This window comes from Pseudomonas sp. Ant30-3, from assembly GCF_000690905.1.
In the GTDB taxonomy this organism is placed as follows: domain Bacteria; phylum Pseudomonadota; class Gammaproteobacteria; order Pseudomonadales; family Pseudomonadaceae; genus Aquipseudomonas.
On the sequence record NZ_JMCL01000017.1, the window covers coordinates 1 to 16,093 of the forward strand.

General features: G+C 60.0%; 13 protein-coding genes. 9 read left to right on the plus strand and 4 right to left on the minus strand.

Annotated elements, in window-relative coordinates; translation table 11 throughout:
- Positions 1-1,664, minus strand: a 1,664-nt coding sequence (locus DU29_RS0104180; protein ID WP_028620577.1) for an IlvD/Edd family dehydratase, incomplete at its 3' end; no start/stop codon positions are given.
- Between the two features lie 193 nt (positions 1,665-1,857).
- Between DU29_RS0104180 and DU29_RS0104185 the strand changes: the two genes are divergently transcribed.
- From DU29_RS0104185 to DU29_RS0104220, 8 genes are all read left to right on the plus strand, one after another.
- Positions 1,858-3,180: an MFS transporter gene (locus DU29_RS0104185; RefSeq protein WP_028620578.1), complete on the plus strand. Its 1,323-nt coding sequence runs from the start codon at positions 1,858-1,860 to the stop codon at positions 3,178-3,180.
- A gap of 145 nt (positions 3,181-3,325) precedes the next feature.
- Positions 3,326-4,318: an AraD1 family protein gene (araD1, locus tag DU29_RS0104190; protein ID WP_028620579.1), complete on the plus strand. Its 993-nt coding sequence runs from the start codon at positions 3,326-3,328 to the stop codon at positions 4,316-4,318.
- Positions 4,319-4,328: 10 nt separating this feature from the next.
- A complete protein-coding gene (locus DU29_RS0104195; protein ID WP_028620580.1) occupies positions 4,329-5,915 on the plus strand; it encodes an aldehyde dehydrogenase (NADP(+)) in 1,587 nt (528 codons plus the stop codon).
- 318 nt (positions 5,916-6,233) lie between these two features.
- A complete protein-coding gene (locus DU29_RS0104200; protein WP_028620581.1) occupies positions 6,234-6,530 on the plus strand; it encodes a DUF5629 family protein in 297 nt (98 codons plus the stop codon).
- Entirely contained in the window at positions 6,523-7,692 is a 1,170-nt protein-coding gene (locus DU29_RS0104205) for a lactonase family protein (protein ID WP_028620582.1), read from the plus strand. The genes DU29_RS0104200 and DU29_RS0104205 overlap by 8 nt, the downstream gene beginning before the upstream one ends.
- A 156-nt stretch (positions 7,693-7,848) precedes the next feature.
- Positions 7,849-8,028, plus strand: a complete 180-nt coding sequence (locus DU29_RS0104210; protein WP_028620583.1) for a hypothetical protein — start codon at positions 7,849-7,851, stop codon at positions 8,026-8,028.
- Between the two features lie 294 nt (positions 8,029-8,322).
- A complete protein-coding gene (locus tag DU29_RS0104215) occupies positions 8,323-8,535 on the plus strand; it encodes a hypothetical protein (RefSeq protein ID WP_028620584.1) in 213 nt (70 codons plus the stop codon).
- Complete coding sequence (locus DU29_RS0104220; protein WP_028620585.1) at positions 8,532-8,789, plus strand: hypothetical protein; 258 nt, start codon at positions 8,532-8,534, stop codon at positions 8,787-8,789. Before DU29_RS0104215 ends, DU29_RS0104220 begins: the two co-directional genes overlap by 4 nt.
- A gap of 56 nt (positions 8,790-8,845) precedes the next feature.
- Here the strand turns inward: DU29_RS0104220 and DU29_RS0104225 are convergent, their stop codons facing one another.
- Genes DU29_RS0104225 through DU29_RS0104235 form a run of 3 tightly spaced genes read right to left on the minus strand, consistent with a single transcriptional unit; the run spans position 8,846 to position 14,321 of the window.
- The gene (locus DU29_RS0104225; protein WP_028620586.1) at positions 8,846-9,442 is read right to left on the minus strand and encodes a glutathione S-transferase; all 597 of its coding nucleotides are present in this window, start codon (positions 9,440-9,442) and stop codon (positions 8,846-8,848) included.
- Positions 9,439-13,080: an AAA family ATPase gene (locus tag DU29_RS0104230; protein WP_028620587.1), complete on the minus strand. Its 3,642-nt coding sequence runs from the start codon at positions 13,078-13,080 to the stop codon at positions 9,439-9,441. The genes DU29_RS0104225 and DU29_RS0104230 overlap by 4 nt, the downstream gene beginning before the upstream one ends.
- The gene (locus tag DU29_RS0104235) at positions 13,077-14,321 is read right to left on the minus strand and encodes an exonuclease SbcCD subunit D C-terminal domain-containing protein (RefSeq protein WP_028620588.1); all 1,245 of its coding nucleotides are present in this window, start codon (positions 14,319-14,321) and stop codon (positions 13,077-13,079) included. The genes DU29_RS0104230 and DU29_RS0104235 overlap by 4 nt, the downstream gene beginning before the upstream one ends.
- A gap of 184 nt (positions 14,322-14,505) precedes the next feature.
- Between DU29_RS0104235 and DU29_RS0104240 the strand changes: the two genes are divergently transcribed.
- A complete protein-coding gene (locus DU29_RS0104240) occupies positions 14,506-16,089 on the plus strand; it encodes an ATP-binding cassette domain-containing protein (RefSeq protein WP_028620589.1) in 1,584 nt (527 codons plus the stop codon).
- The last annotated feature ends 4 nt before the right edge of the window (positions 16,090-16,093 follow it).

Genomic DNA, 16,093 nt, shown 5'->3' on the forward strand with positions numbered 1-16,093 from the left:
TGCAATACATGATCAATATAAAGCTGACGATAACCGCCGACGATCAACTGCTGCGGCGGTTGCAGGTCGGCCATGCGCGCGGCGAGTTCGGCGTCCGGAATATCCAGGTGCAGACGGCCATTGGCACAATCGAGCTCGATCCAGTCGCCTTCCTTGACCGTCGCCAAAGGGCCGCCGGCCGCCGCTTCCGGCGCCACATGCAAAACCACCGTGCCATATGCAGTGCCGCTCATGCGCGCATCGGAAATCCGCACCATGTCCGTGACGCCTTGGGCCAGGAGCTTGGCAGGCAAGCCCATATTGCCCACCTCGGCCATGCCTGGATAACCCTTCGGCCCGCAGTTCTTCATCACCAGAATCGAGTTGGCATCCACGTCCAGTTCCGGATCGTTGATGCGCGCCTTGTACATGTCGAAGTTCTCGAACACCACCGCGCGGCCGCGATGCTGCATCAGCTCGGCACTCGCGGCGGACGGCTTCAGCACTGCACCCAGCGGCGCCAAATTGCCGCGCAGCACGCAGATGCCACCGTCGGCGCGGATCGGGTTGTCGAGGGTGCGGATCACTTCGTCTTCGCCATAAATCGGCGCGTCCCTGGTGTTCTCGCCGATCGACTTGCCGTTGACGGTCAAGGCGTGCGGGTTCGGGATCAGGTTGGCTTCGCCGAGGCGGCGCAGCACCGCAGGCAAACCGCCGGCGTAGTAGAACTCTTCCATCAGGAAGCGCCCGGACGGTTGCAGGTCGACGATGGTCGGCATGCCGCGACCCATGCGCGTCCAGTCATCAAGGTCCAGTTCCACGCCGATACGGCCAGCAATGGCTTTCAAATGGATAACCGCGTTGGTCGAACCACCGATGGCGGCGTTGACCCGAATGGCGTTTTCGAAGGCCTCCTTGGTGAGGATTTTCGACAGGCGCAAATCTTCGCGAACCATTTCCACGGCACGCATGCCGGACATGTGCGCCAACACGTAGCGGCGCGCATCCACCGCAGGAATGGCGGCGTTGTGGGGCAGGGACGTGCCTAGCGCTTCAGCCATGCACGCCATGGTCGAGGCCGTGCCCATGGTGTTACAGGTGCCAGCCGAGCGGGACATACCGCCCTCGGCCGCGAGGAAATCGTCGATGGTGATGGTCCCGGCCTTCACCTGCTCGCTGAGCTGCCAGACCACGGTGCCCGAGCCAATGTCTTTGCCCTTGTGTTTACCGTTAAGCATCGGCCCGCCGGTGACGACGATCGCCGGTACGTCGCAACTGGCCGCGCCCATCAGCAGAGCAGGGGTGGTTTTGTCGCAGCCGGTCAGCAGCACCACACCATCGATAGGGTTGCCGCGAATGGCTTCTTCCACGTCCATGCTCGCCAGGTTACGGGTGAGCATGGCGGTCGGGCGCAGATTCGACTCGCCGTTGGAGAACACCGGGAATTCCACCGGGAAGCCACCGGCTTCGATCACCCCGCGTTTGACGTGCTCCGCAATCTGGCGGAAGTGCGCGTTGCAAGGGGTCAGTTCCGACCAGGTATTGCAGATGCCGATGATCGGCTTGCCGTGAAACTGGTGGTCGGCGATGCCCTGATTCTTCATCCAGCTGCGATACATGAAGCCGTTTTTATCGGCCGTGCCAAACCATTGGGCGGAGCGCAGGTTGGGTTTCTTATCAGACATGATCGATTCTCTTATTGTATGACTATATTGTTTTAGCTGATGGGTAACATAAGCTCAAATTCCCGCCATTGGAAGAGTTGTTGCTCAAATAGTATTACTATATAGTCGGTTTCCACGGAGGGATTGGCCCTGGCGATTTTCGCGAGAGGCGTCCCCCGAGTTTCTATAACAACAACAATCGGAGACCGATCCCATGAGCCAGGAACTGCGGCTTATTCGTCGCATTACACTGAAACTGATTCCCTTCCTGATCCTGCTGTACCTGATCGCCTATGTGGATCGCTCCGCCGTCGGGTTCGCCAAGTTGCACATGGGCGCCGACATCGGCATCGGTGATGCGGCTTACGGTCTGGGTGCCGGGCTGTTCTTCATTGGCTACTTCCTTTTCGAAATCCCCAGCAACCTGATGCTCGATCGCTTCGGCGCACGTCGCTGGTTCGCGCGGATCATGATCACCTGGGGCGCCATCACCATCGGCATGGCATTCGTCCAGGGGCCGCACAGTTTCTACGTGATGCGCTTCCTGCTGGGTGCCGCCGAAGCCGGGTTCTTCCCGGGTGTTCTCTACTACATTACCCAGTGGTTCCCGGTGCGCCATCGCGGCAAGATTCTTGGACTGTTCATCCTCTCGCAACCGATCGCCATGCTGATCACCGGCCCGGTGTCCGGCGGTTTGCTAGGCATGGATGGCATCCTCGGCCTCCACGGCTGGCAGTGGTTGTTCATCGTCATCGGCACCCCGGCGATCCTGTTGACCTGGCCCGTGCTGCGTTGGCTGCCGGATGGTCCGCAGCAAGTGAAATGGATGGACCAGGCCGAAAAGGACTGGCTGAGCGGTGAGCTGAAAAAGGATCTGGAAGCGTACGGCCAGACCCGCCACGGTAATCCGCTGCACGCGTTGAAAGACAAGCGAGTGTTGCTGCTGGCGCTGTTTTACCTCCCGGTGACTCTGAGCATTTATGGCCTCGGGTTGTGGTTGCCGACCCTGATCAAGCAGTTCGGCGGCACTGACCTGGTGACTGGTTTTGTCTCGTCGGTGCCGTACATTTTCGGGATCATCGGTTTGCTGATCATTCCACGCAGTTCCGACCGTTTGAATGACCGTTACGGTCACCTCGCAGTGCTTTACGTGTTGGGTGCCATCGGCCTGTTTTTCAGCGCGTGGCTGACGGTGCCGGTATGGCAACTGGCGGCATTGTGTCTGGTGGCGTTTGCGCTGTTTTCCTGCACTGCGGTGTTCTGGACCTTGCCGGGCCGTTTCTTCGCCGGCGCGAGCGCCGCGGCCGGGATCGCGTTGATCAACTCGGTCGGCAACCTTGGCGGCTACATTGGCCCATTCGTGATCGGCGCGCTGAAGGAATACACCGGCAACCTGGCCTCGGGTTTGTACTTCCTGTCGGGCGTGATGGTGTTCGGTTTGGTACTGACGGGCGTGGTCTATCGGGTGCTGGAGCGCAAGCACGCGTTGCCGGCGGATCAGTTTGCCGCGAGTGCGCGGGGTGCTACGCGTACCTAAATGACTGACACCGGCCCCTGTAGGAGTGAGCCCGCTCGCGATTGCGGTGTATCAGCCACCAACAATTCTGGATGTGCCGACGCTTTCGCGAGCAGGCTCACTCCTACAGGAATCTGCGGTGTTTCGAATAACACAGGAGAAAATCATGCGTCTGGTTCAATTCGAATTGATTAACGGCGAGCGTCGGGTTGGCGTGGTCGAGGGCACTCTGGTCCGTGAAGTCCAGGGCGCACGTACGGTGCGCGATCTTGCCCTGGCGGCCATCGAGGCCGGCGTAAATCTTGAACAACAGGTGAAAACCCTCGGGCTGGGCATTACCCACGATTACGCCGAACTGCTGACCGAACTGCGCATCCTGCCGCCGCTGGATCACCCGGATACGGCGCACATGCTGGTCAGCGGCACCGGCTTGACTCACCTGGGCAGCGCCTCGGCGCGAGACAAAATGCACCAGCAGGCCGGCGACGAGACGGCGATGACCGACACCATGCGTATCTTCAAATGGGGCGTGGAGGGCGGCAAACCCGCAGCAGGGCAGGCCGGCGTACAACCGGAGTGGTTCTACAAAGGTGACGGCAGCATTGTCGTGCGCCCGGGCCAACCGTTTCCGCTACCGCCGTTTGCCGAGGACGCCGGCGAAGAGCCCGAACTCAGCGGCCTCTACATCATCGGCCACGACGGCAAGCCGTATCGACTCGGTTTCGCGGTCGGCAACGAATTTTCCGATCACGTCATGGAACGCAAGAATTATCTGTACCTTGCACACTCGAAATTGCGCAGTTGCAGTTATGGTCCGGAACTTCGGGTCGGTGAACTGCCTCAACATCTGGCAGGCACAAGTCGCATCCTGCGTGACGGTGAAGTGTTGTGGCAGAACGAGTTTCTCAGTGGCGAAGCGAACATGTGCCACAGTCTCGAGAACCTCGAGTACCACCACTTCAAGTACAGCCAGTTCCTGCGACCCGGCGATGTGCACATCCATTTTTTCGGCACTGCGACGCTGTCGTTCGCCGACGGCATCCGCACGCAGCCGGGCGATGTGTTCGAGATCAGCCAGGCCGAATTCGGTGCACCGTTGATCAATGGCATCATGCCTGTCGAAGCGTCATACGAACCCGGCACCATTGGCACTCTTTAAGGAGAACTTCATGACCAGCATTCTTGGCCACAACTACATCGGCGGCCAGCGCAGCGCCGCCGGCTCCCAGACCCTGCAAAGCGTCGACGCCACGACCGGCGAGCCGTTGCCACATGAGTTTTACCAGGCCACCCCGGAAGAAGTCGACGCCGCTGCCAAGGCCGCCGCTGCCGCGTATCCGGCTTATCGCAGCTTGAGCGCTGAACGTCGTGCGGAATTTCTCGATGCGATCGCCGATGAACTGGACGCGTTGGGTGACCACTTCGTTGCCGTGGTTTGCCGTGAAACCGCTTTGCCGGCCGGACGCATTCAAGGCGAACGCGGGCGCACCAGTGGCCAGATGCGCCTGTTCGCCAAAGTGCTGCGTCGCGGCGATTTTTATGGCGCACGGATTGATCAGGCGTTGCCCGAGCGCCAACCATTGCCGCGTCCGGACCTGCGCCAATACCGCATCGGCCTCGGCCCGGTTGCCGTGTTCGGTGCAAGCAACTTCCCGTTGGCGTTTTCCACGGCAGGCGGCGACACCGCATCTGCGTTGGCCGCCGGTTGCCCGGTGGTGTTCAAGGCCCACAGTGGACACATGGCCACTGCCGAATTGGTCGCGTGTGCGCTGACCCGTGCTGCGGAAAAAACCGGCATGCCGGCCGGTGTGTTCAACATGATTTATGGCGCGGGTGTCGGTGAAGCGCTGGTCAAACACCCCGCGATTCAGGCAGTCGGCTTTACCGGCTCGCTCAAGGGCGGTCGGGCGCTGTGCGACATGGCGGCGGCGCGTCCGCAGCCGATTCCAGTGTTTGCCGAGATGTCGAGCATCAACCCGGTGATCGTCTTGCCGCGGGCGCTGAAAGCCCGTGCAGAAACAGTGGCGCGTGACCTGACCGCTTCGGTGGTTCAGGGCTGCGGGCAGTTCTGCACCAATCCTGGCTTGGTGATCGGTATTCGCTCGCCGGAATTCAGCGCCTTCGCGCAGCAGGTTGCGCAATTGATCGGCGATCAACCGGCGCAGACCATGCTCAACGCCGGCACTTTGGGCAGCTACGGCAAAGGCCTGCAAAAACTCCTCGCGCATCCTGGCATCGAGCATCTGGCCGGTCGTGCGCAGGAAGGTAATCAGGCGCAGCCGCAACTGTTCAAGGCCGACGTCAGCCTGCTGATTGACGGCGATGAAGTGCTGCAGGAAGAGGTGTTCGGTCCGACCACCGTGTTCGTCGAAGTGGCTGACCAGGCGCAATTGAGTGCGGCCTTGAACGGTTTGCACGGCCAGTTGACCGCCACCATCATCGGCGAACCAGCAGACTTCGAGCAGTTCGGCGAATTGACCGCGTTGCTGGAACAGAAGGTCGGCCGGATCCTGCTGAACGGCTACCCGACTGGCGTGGAAGTCTGCGATTCAATGGTGCACGGCGGACCGTACCCGGCCACTTCCGATGCGCGCGGCACGTCTGTAGGCACTCTGGCCATCGACCGTTTCCTGCGGCCGGTATGTTTCCAGAACTACCCAGACAGCCTGCTGCCGGACGCGTTGAAAAACGCTAACCCGCTGCGCATCCAGCGCCTGGTGGATGGTCAGCCGTCGCGCGACGCGATCAAGGGCTAACGCAAATCCTGTAGGAGTGAGCCTGCTCGCGATAACCGAGTATCAGGCGACATCGGCGTTGAATGACACGCCGCTATCGCGAGCAGGCTCGCTCCTACAGGGGGTTGTGTCGTTTCCGGATTAGCTGATCGTTCCCACGCTCCGCGTTGGAATGCATCCCGGGACGCTCTGCGTCCAATCGAAGCCGAACGCGGAGCGTCCGATGAGGCATTCCCACGCAGAGCGCGGGAACGATCTTGGTGGGGTGCGAGGCTGCCCGAGAGCTTCGGTGCAGGCATGCGCTATCATTGCGTCTTTCCTCTCCAAAGATTGACTGCCATGACTGCCAACACCGACACCTTGCTCCAATCCCTCGAACACGCAGACATGCTCGAAATCGACGGGCTGCACGCGTTCGATTTTTCCCTCGATGAAGACGACAACCTGCACATCGAATGCATGGACGGCCGCGCGCTCAAACGCTGGGCGTTCAGCATGGCGCAGATTGAGGCCGCTACCTTCGACCCTGACTTGAAAAGCTGGATCATCACAGGCGATTCAGGCGAACACCGGCTGGTGCCCATGGAAGCTTTCGGTGGTGATAACGACGAGGACGAAACGAATGAGGATGCGTAACTTCTGGCCACTGTTGATCGCCGGCAGCGTCGGCGCGATGGGCGTTCAGGCTGTGGCTGACGAGCGCTACGACCTGCTGGTCGGCTCCTACACCGCAGGCCAGAGCGAAGGGATTTATCGCCTCAGTTTCGACGCCGCTACCGGCCACATCGACGCCAAGCCGCTGCAAGTGATCAAAAGCGAAAACCCATCCTGGCTGACACTCTCGAAGGATCAGCGCTACCTGTTTGCGGTCAACGAAAACGGCCCGGGTCAGGCCGATCCGGTAGGGCGCGTCAGCAGTTTTGCGATCGACCCCAAGACCCACGCCTTGAGCCTGATCAATCAGGTGCAGAGCCTGGGCAATGAGCCGACCCATTCGAGCCACAGCACGGATGCCAGCCATTTGTTCGTCAGCAATTACTCCGTGGTCGAAGATCCGGGTGGCACGCTGGCGGTATTGCCGGTGAGCGCGGATGGCCAGCTCAAAACGGTGGTGCAGATGAGCAGCCATACACCGAGCCGGGTCAACCCCGAGCGGCAGATGTCGGCGCACGTGCATTCGACGGTCTCGTCGCCAGACGGCAAATTTGTTTTCTCCAATGACTTGGGCGCGGACAAGGTGTTCGTTTATCGCTTCGATCCGAAAGCCAATCCCGAATTGCCATTGATCGCCGCCACACCGCCATTCGTGCAACTGCCGCCAGGCAGCGGGCCGCGTCATCTGTTGTTCAGTGCCGATGGCAAACACGCGTGGCTGACCATGGAAATGAGCGCGCAGGTTGCCGTGTTCAATTATCTGGACGGCAAGCTTGAGCAAACGCAGATGGTCGATCTGGCAGCGGGACAGCCCACTTCCGACAAGGCTGCGGCAGCGCTGCATGCGTCCGCCGATGGCAAGTTTCTGTATGTGAGCAACCGCGGCACGGCAAATCAGCTGTTGGTGTTTGCCATCGACCCGGCGTCGGGCCAGCTCAAAGAGCTGCAGCGGCGCTCCGTGGAAGGGGATCACCCGCGCGAGTTCAGCCTCGACCCGAGCGGCAGGTTCCTGCTGATCGCGAATCAAAAAAGTAACCAGATCGTCGTGGTCGAGCGCGATGCCAAAAGCGGTTTACTGGGCAAAACCGTGCAGAAACTGCCAATGGACGCGCCCAGCGATTTGAAGTTTCTGGTGCGTCAATAAGCCGCAGGCCCCGGTGGATGGGGCCTGCACGCTTGTATCAATGCGGATGATATGTAGAAGTGCTACAAAGCATTTCAAGGGTTAAACCCTCGAAGGTTAAGTTTGCTTCACGGCCCCACCGGGCAAGCAAGCCAACTGACTTCGAGGACTACCGCCATGAACTTCAATCTTTTCTCTGTAATCGCTGCTTCCGCTATCTCTGCCACCGTCGCATTGCCCGCCAGTGCCAACGTTGAACTCAGCGACAAAAAATCCCACGCCCAGAGCTACACGCAAAAATACCTGCAACAAAGCGCCAACTTCTACGCAGCGCTGGATCACAAAACCCAAGCCTGAAATATAAATCCTGCACCCTTTATGCAGGAGCGAAGTCACTTGCGCGGCTCGAAGTAAATTCGGGAAACGTCGAGTGAGGTCGCTCCTGCATAACGCGTTTTTCTCTGAAACCCACCCGCCTTTCAACCCGCTCCCGGCATCAAGGGACGAGCTTGATCAATTTCCTCAAAGGCCCGGATAGACTGGCTTAATAATCAACGATGCTGATGGTTACTATGGATAACCCTGAGTGGTTGCCTCGGCTTTTTTGATCGATTCTGTGGACATCAAAAAACATGTCCACGGGAGAACACCATGGCCAGCGCAATCCTCTCTTCCGCCAAACGCGGCGCCTACCTGGCCATCGGTCTGTACCTGGTCATGGTCCTCGGTGTCAGCATTGCGGCGCAGACCGAACACGAATTCGAAGCACCGATCGAGGTCGCTCATCCCGGTATCCAGTTTGATCATCGCACTCAAAGCGTGTTGGTAGATCGGGCCGAACTCGCAGGAGTCGGCGGATCATGAAAGGAAGGAAACTCTGGGTCATTGCCTTCCTGGCGTTCATGACCAATGGCTCTACGCTTTTAGGTATTGGCCAAAGCTCGGCAGGCTCGGTGGCCCGCGCCATAGAGGCCAACCACAACCTGGCCCACGCAATAGACACCGCCAAGGCCATGGGATTACTGGCCGGCAATCCGCCGATCAAGCGTGAAGTGGATTTTTTCGGCCCGTTCCAGGTGGATTGCTCGGTGTTGCAGATGTGCGAAGTGTTTGCTTGATCTTGATGATCGCTAACCCCACGTAGCAGCCTACGGCAGCTGCTACAACGGGGTGGTTACTTTTGCATCACACTGATGAACAAATCCGACAGCAGAAAGCGCTGCAACCACGCCTGCAACCGAACATACGGCGTTTGTGCAAACCACTCGCGGTCAACATGCGCGAACTGTCGCACGAACGGCATCAGCGCTATATCCGCCAGGCTCGGGTGGTCGGCCAATAGGTAATCGCGACCCTCAAGCAATGCCTCAAGCTTGCTTAAAAACACCTCACCCTCGGCCCGATAAATCTCCATTGGCTGCTCTGGATAGCGCTCGGCATATTTGTAGCGGTTGAGATGTACCTTGAACACCTGATCATTCTGCTCGATCAGCTCGGCGATGCGTGCCTGTCCGACAGGATCCGCCTTGAGCAACCAGTCCTGCGGATCGTGCTGCGTAAGAGCCCAGCGCATGATCGCCAGACTTTCATCGATCACTTCGCCGTCAACACTCAACACCGGCACCGTGCCTTTGCTCGACAGTGCGAGCATCTCGGCAGGCTTGGCTTTCAGACTGACCTCAACAATGTCCACTGCGACTGCGCTATACCGCAGGGCCATTCTGGCGCGCATCGCGTAGGGGCAGCGGCGGAAGGAATACAGCGTATTCATTTCACCTCCAGCGTACTCAGGCCATTGCCCTGGCGATGGACCTGGATCTGCACCGGAATCCGCTCATGCATTTCCTGCACGTGGGAAATCACCGCGACCTTGCGGCCCTGAGCCTGCAAGCCGTCAAGGGCGTCCATGGCCAGCTGCAGGGATTCCGGGTCGAGGCTGCCGAAGCCTTCGTCGATAAACAGCGATTCAATCTTCAGCGTGCTGGAAGCCATCGACGCCAGTCCCAATGCCAGAGCCAGCGACACCAGGAAGGTTTCACCGCCGGACAACGAATGCACCGAACGCAGTTCGTCGCCCATTTCGGTGTCCATCACCAGCAAGCCCAACATGCTGCCGCCGCGCTTCAAGCGGTACCGCCGCACCAGTTGACGCAACTGAACGTTGGCGTGGTGCACCAGCAAGTCGAGGTTGTAAGCCTGGGCGATCTTGCGGAAGGTATCGCCGGTGGCCGACCCGATCAGGGCATTCAAACGTGCCCAGCGTTGATATTCGGCGTAAGCCTCGGCGATCTGCTGGGCCAGCGCCTGATTGGCATTCTGCCGACGCTGATCCTCGGCCTGTTCGGCACGCAATTCGGCGCAACGCTGTTCACTGCCGGTAAACAGGTTTTGCAGTTCGGCCAGTGCGCTGGCCAGTTGTTCGGCATCGAGGTTGCCATTGTGCTGCGCCTGATGATTGAGCAGTCGCAGATCGCGCTCCTGCACTCTGACTTTGGCCTGTTCGATCGCTTTTTCGCTTTGCTGCAAGTGCTGACGCAGGTCGCTGACCTGCTGATCGTCCACGCTCAGCAATGCTTCCAGACCGCCATCATCGAGCTCCGGATGCAGCGCTCGCCAATCAGCAATCTTGCCAGTTAACTCGCGATCTTCACTGACCAGCGCCTGATTGCGGTCCTCCTGGGCCTTGAGCTCGGCGGCCAGTTGCACCAGCCGCGTGCGGACGCTCTGCAATTCCTGACCGGCACTCGCTTCGGCACTGCGGGCCTGCTCGACGGCCTGATCCAGTTGCAGCTGCCACTGCTCGGCGCTGGCGTGGTCACCCAGCAACTGCGCAAGGGTTTGCTGACAGGCCTGCTGCTGCTCGTTCAGCGCGGCGAACTGGTGCTGCGCGGCTTCGAGCTGCTGCGCTCGGGTCAGTTGGCGATCCTGCTCTTTCTCCAACGTTTGCTGGCGCTGCTGTTGCTCGCTGTGCTCATCGCGCTGCTGATCGAGTTGTTGCAGGCGCTGGGCGATTTGCTGGTCAAGCTGCAGGAACGTTGCCGCCGGTTCGCTGCGCAACGCTTCGAGGGTATCGGCAGGTAACAGCGTGCTGAAGGCATTCAGTTCCTCGTCCAGACGCTGGCGATCACTGCTCAGCTCGCGCTGCTGGTTGGCCAGGTGCTGGCTGGCTTGCTGACTGGCGGTTTCGGCATTGCGCAATTGCTGTTGAAGGCGCGCCGCATCCTGTTGCAGGGTGAGCAGGGCGGTTTGCCGCTGTTCGTCCTGAGTGATGCTCTGAGCCAACTGACTGCTTTGCTGGGTCAGCCAGGCATCGCGTTTAACGCCATCCTGAGCCAGCAGCTGCGTCGACAGCGGATGCGCTTCAAGGCTCGGCGTCAGGCCCTGTTGCTGGGTTGCGAGCTGTTCCTGCTGTTGCAACAACTCTTTCTGTTGAGCAATCACGCCGCCGACTTCGGTGCGCAAGTCAGTCAGCTGTTCCTTGAGCGTATCCACCGCTTTCTGCGCATTGGCCTGTTCGCTTTCATCATGCCGACCGAGACTTTGCAGCAGGGCTTCAGGCTGATGATAAGGATGATCGGGGCTGCCACACACCGGGCACGGCTGATCGTCCTGCAACTGCTCACGCAATTCCTCGACACTGGCGCTGCGGGCCAGACGCTGGCGTTCGAGCAATTCTCGGGTGACGTTCAAGGTCTGTTCGGCAACGGTCAACGCGGCCTTGGTCTTGACCCCGTCCTGAGTCAGGCGCTCGCGCTCCTGCTGGGCGGTGAGCTGGCGCTGTTGCAGTTCGGCGCCACGCTTGTCGAGTTCTTGCTGGCTGGCCCACAGTCGGCTCAGTTCTTCGAACGCGCGCAATTGCTTGCGGTTGTCCTGCAGCAAATTACCCAGCAATTGAATTTGTTCGGCAACGGCTTCCGGTTCGGCCCCGGCCTCTTTGTAGAGGACTTCCAGTTGCTGTTTCTGCGTGGCCAGCTGTTCGGCGCAGCGGGTAGCGTTCTGCTCCAGCGAAGCCAGTTCTGCTTGGCCTTTGTTGAGGCGATTGCCGATTAACATCAGTTGCTGCAGCCGATCGCGATAAGCGTTCCAGGCGTCGCTGAGCGGCGCGAGGTGCGCGCTATGCGCGAGCTCTGCGGCGATCTGTTGCAGACGCTCGGCCACGCGCTGTTGCTGGTCGAGCAAGGCCTGAATCGCCCTTTGGCCCTCGGTGCAGGCGAGTTCTGCCTGTTGCTTGCGCTCGGCACTCAGGCTCGCGTCTTTACCCAAGCGGGCGAGGGAGCTCTGTGCCTCGAACGCCTGGCGCAGCAGCGGAGCGCTAGCCGTGTGGCGAGTCTGCGCTTGTGCCAGTGCGCTTTGTGCGGCGCTCAGGCTCTGTTCAAGTTGCGCGCGGCGTTCGTTCAGCTCGACTTGTTGACGGCTGTGCTCTTGCATCTGCGCGGCCAGCGGGGTGAGCTGGGCGCTGAGTTCGCTCTGGCGCGCAAACTGGTGGCGTTGCGGCGCGAGTTGCTCCAGGCGCGTCAACTTCAAGCGTTCGGTGGCCAGACTTTCCCACTGCTGTTGAGCACCGCTCAGTTGTTCGGCAGCGCTGCGTTGCTCGTCCTGCAACTGACGCAACTCTTTGCGCCAGGTGTGTTGCAGCTCAAGTTGTTTAAGTTGCGCCTGTTGCGTCTTGAGCTGCTGCTGCGCTTCGTTGAAACGCTCATCCAGTTCAGCGCGGGCTTCGGGCGCCAACGGCGTTACACCCGTAGCCTGGTCCTGCAACAGCTTATGATGTTCGCGCGCATCTTTGGTCTTGTCGAAGGCGCGACGACCCAGACGCGTGTACAGCGCAGTGTCGGTGAGCTTTTCCAGCAGTTCGCTGCGTTCGTTGTCGTTGGCCTTGAGGAAGGCGCTGAATTCACTTTGGGCAAGCAGAACGGCGCGGGTGAACTGCTCGAAATTCAGGCCCAGCACGGCTTCTAGCTGGGTCTTGAAGTCGACTTTCTGGCTGGCGAGCAGTTGGTCCTGATCGATGTCGCGCAAACTCTGGCGACTGGCCTGCAGCTTGCCGCCAGCCTTTTCCCGGGCGCGATTGGCTTCCCAGCGCGCACGATAGCGGCGACCGTCAATGCCGACGAAATCCACTTCGGCATAACCTTCGCCGGTGCCGCGTCGCAACAGCGTGCGCGGGTCGCCGGTGCTGATTTCGCCATCAGCGTCCGGCGCCTTGGCCGATACCTGCGCGTTGCTCAGCCTAGGCACGGCGCCAAACAGCGCCAGGCACAAGGCGTCGAGCAGGGTGCTTTTACCGGCGCCGGTCGGTCCGGTGATCGCGAACAAACCGGCACTGGCCAGCGGTTCAGCCGTGAAGTCGATTTCGAATGGCCCGGCGAGCGAGGCGAGGTTTTTCAAACGGATTGCGAGGATTTTCATGGCTGCTCGCTCTCCATCTGCACATCCTGCAACAGCTCGGCAAAGTCCTTCAACGTTTGTTCGTCGACCTCGCTGCCGTAGTTGTCCAGCCAGGCGCGGCTGAACAATTCCTGCGGTGTCAGCTGATCCAGCTCGATCAGGCGGGTGCCATCATCGGCACCATCGCGGCCGCCACTGCCAGCGTATTCGGCGGCAATTCGCACCAGCCGCACCGCTTTGCCTTGCAGCGCGGTTTCGAGCTGATGGCGCAAATCCGGTTGCGGCTCGTCGAGACGAACGCGGACTTCCAGCCACGGTTGACGCTGAATGTCGGCCAGCAGATCAATGTTCGGCAGGTCGGCCAGTTGCAAAAGGATTTCTGCCAACGGCGCTGGGCCGATGCGTTGCAGATTGACTGCGCGGGGGATGAGCTTGGGTACGACGCTGACCAGGGTCTCGCCGTCGAGCTGAATATCAAGAATCTGGTGCTGATAACCGATTTCGGAAAACGACAGCGGAATCGGCGAACCGCTGTAGCGAATGCGCTCTTCACCGTTGACCTTTTGCGGCTTGTGCAGATGCCCAAGCGCGACATAACTGATGCTCGGGCCGAACAGGCTGGCCGGCAGCGCTTCGGCATTGCCGATGATCAGGCTGCGCTCGGAATCTTCTGACACCGAGCCGCCGGCCATATGCGCGTGGCTGATTGCAATCAACGCCTGGCCTTTCTTGCGCTTGGCATTCGCGGCGGCGATTAGCCATTCGTGGACCTGACCGATACCGCGCAAATAGTTGTCGCCCAGATGCGCGCCGGTCACTTCGGCCGGGCGCAGGAACGGCAGCGCCAGGCACCAGGCAACGGTTTTGCCCTTGGCGTCCGGCAGTGGCAGCAGCAGACGCTCGGCATCCAATTGTCCGTCGTCCAGCCACAACACGCGACCCAGCGCATGTGTACGCAAGCGGCGCATCAACGGCGCCGGCAATTCAATGCGTGAGCCGGAATCGTGGTTGCCGGCGATCATCACGATGGTCAGCTTCGGCTGTTGTTCATGGGCGCTGACGATAAAATCGTAGAGGCGTTCCTGGGATTTAACCGGCGGGTTGACCGTGTCGAAGATATCGCCGGCGATCAGCAGCGCATCGGGCTGATCAAGCTTCAGCTGACGCAGCAGCCAGTCGAGAAAACAACCGTGCTCGAAATCGCGTTCCTGGCCGTGCAGATTCTGCCCAAGATGCCAGTCGGAGGTGTGAAACAGGCGCAAGGCGAACTCCGTGGGAAATAAGGTAATGGCCGCGTGGAAATTGGAGGCGGCGAAAGGGGGGAGAGTTTACTGGTAAATAGGGTGGATTGGGGCGCGCCTTCTTTGCTGGTTTCTACGGTAATGAGGCATCATCGGGCAATACGGTAATACTTCATGCCCAGGCGTGAATGCTTAAGGAAGAGTCATGACCCAGCGATTGCTTCAATTTGATCACGTGTTCTACAACCTGCCGGACGGGCGCGTGTTTTTCGAGCGTGTGAACCACACCTTCAACACCAAGGCCACGGGAATCGTCGGAGCTAATGGCTGCGGCAAGTCATTGCTTGGCAGGCTCCTGACGCAGAAACAACTGCCTACCTCCGGTATCGTTCGTTGCGAAGGGCAGATCTACGCCGTTGCGCAATTACTGGAAGCGGAGCGCTATCCCACAGTTGCCTCACTCGCGGGCGTCGCCCCAATTCTGGCGGCGTTGCAGCGTATTGCCCAAGGCAGCCTCGACGATGCCGACCACGCGCTGGCAGCCGACCAATGGGATTGCGCCATACGCCTTGTCGCTGAGTTAGAGAAGATCGATCTGGGCCATTTGAATGCCGACTCGCCCACAACCGCTCTCAGTGGCGGCGAACGCCAGCGTGTGGCGCTGATGGGCGCGTGGATGTCCAGGGCCGACTGGCTAATCCTCGACGAACCGAGCAATCACCTGGACGCTGATCAGCAACAAAAACTCGCAGAGCAGATCGATCGCTGGCCCAACGGCCTGGTGTTGATCAGCCACGACCGCAGTCTTCTGGAACACATGGACGAGATTGTCGAGCTCTCACCTGCAGGGCTGGCAGTTTATGGTGGTAACTACAGTCACTACGCGGCGACACGCGAGCAGGAACAGCAGACCTTCCAGTCAGCATTGCAAGGCGAGCGGGCGCAGGCCAAGCGTGAGCAACGCGAGATGGTCGTGCAGATGGAGCGTCAGCAGCGGCGTAATGCTCGCGGCGATCGTCAGGCTCGAGACGGCAGTCAGACTAAGCTGATTACCAATGCACAAAAAGAGCGCAGTGAAAACAGTCAGGGAAAATTGCGCCTCAATCAACAGCTCGCTCGGGAGCAGCAGCAATTGCGCATCGCCGAGGCGCGTGCGCGCTGTGCGCCGGAGATCCAGCGGATGATGCTGTCTCCCGAAAGCTCCGTTCCCCACGGCAAGTTACTCGTGCAGTTAAGGGGCGTCGTGTTGCCATTTGGTCATGCGGCGCCAGTCAATCTGACGCTCACGGGGCCGATGCGCCTGGCCGTCGCGGGCGCCAATGGCAGCGGCAAGTCGACCCTGTTGCAAGTGATCGCCCGCCAACTGCCGGTGCGCGAAGGCGAAATCATTTGCAGTTGCCAGGTCGGCTGGCTGGATCAACACGCCGGATTGCGATACCCCGACCGCACGGCGGTGCAATGGCTCTATGAAAGTAATTCAGAGTTGCCCGAAGCCGAAGCCCGAACCCGGTTGGCGCAGATGGGCATTGATGCAGACCGGGCGACGCTCAAGACCTGTAATTTGAGCGGCGGCGAACGGCTGAAAATAGCACTGGCTGCGCAATTGTATGCTCGGCAGCCGCCGCAATTGCTGTTGCTGGATGAGCCGGACAATCATCTGGACCTGCCCAGTAAAATCGCCCTTGAGCAAATGCTGGATCAATACCAGGGAGCACTGATCGTCGTCTCCCATGACCGCGCTTTTTTGCAGGCGCTGAAGCTGGACGACGAGATACGACTCAGTCGCTGATAGT

Bases quoted from the DNA above. Each gene is read 5' to 3' on its own strand.
- DU29_RS0104185 (WP_028620578.1), top strand. From the start codon at position 1,858: ATGAGCCAGGAACTGCGGCTTATTCGTCGCATTACACTGAAACTGATT.
- araD1 (WP_028620579.1), top strand. From the start codon at position 3,326: ATGCGTCTGGTTCAATTCGAATTGATTAACGGCGAGCGTCGGGTTGGC.
- DU29_RS0104195 (WP_028620580.1), top strand. From the start codon at position 4,329: ATGACCAGCATTCTTGGCCACAACTACATCGGCGGCCAGCGCAGCGCC.
- DU29_RS0104200 (WP_028620581.1), top strand. From the start codon at position 6,234: ATGACTGCCAACACCGACACCTTGCTCCAATCCCTCGAACACGCAGAC.
- DU29_RS0104205 (WP_028620582.1), top strand. From the start codon at position 6,523: ATGCGTAACTTCTGGCCACTGTTGATCGCCGGCAGCGTCGGCGCGATG.
- DU29_RS0104210 (WP_028620583.1), top strand. From the start codon at position 7,849: ATGAACTTCAATCTTTTCTCTGTAATCGCTGCTTCCGCTATCTCTGCC.
- DU29_RS0104215 (WP_028620584.1), top strand. From the start codon at position 8,323: ATGGCCAGCGCAATCCTCTCTTCCGCCAAACGCGGCGCCTACCTGGCC.
- DU29_RS0104220 (WP_028620585.1), top strand. From the start codon at position 8,532: ATGAAAGGAAGGAAACTCTGGGTCATTGCCTTCCTGGCGTTCATGACC.
- DU29_RS0104225 (WP_028620586.1), bottom strand. From the start codon at position 9,442: ATGAATACGCTGTATTCCTTCCGCCGCTGCCCCTACGCGATGCGCGCC.
- DU29_RS0104230 (WP_028620587.1), bottom strand. From the start codon at position 13,080: ATGAAAATCCTCGCAATCCGTTTGAAAAACCTCGCCTCGCTCGCCGGG.
- DU29_RS0104240 (WP_028620589.1), top strand. From the start codon at position 14,506: ATGACCCAGCGATTGCTTCAATTTGATCACGTGTTCTACAACCTGCCG.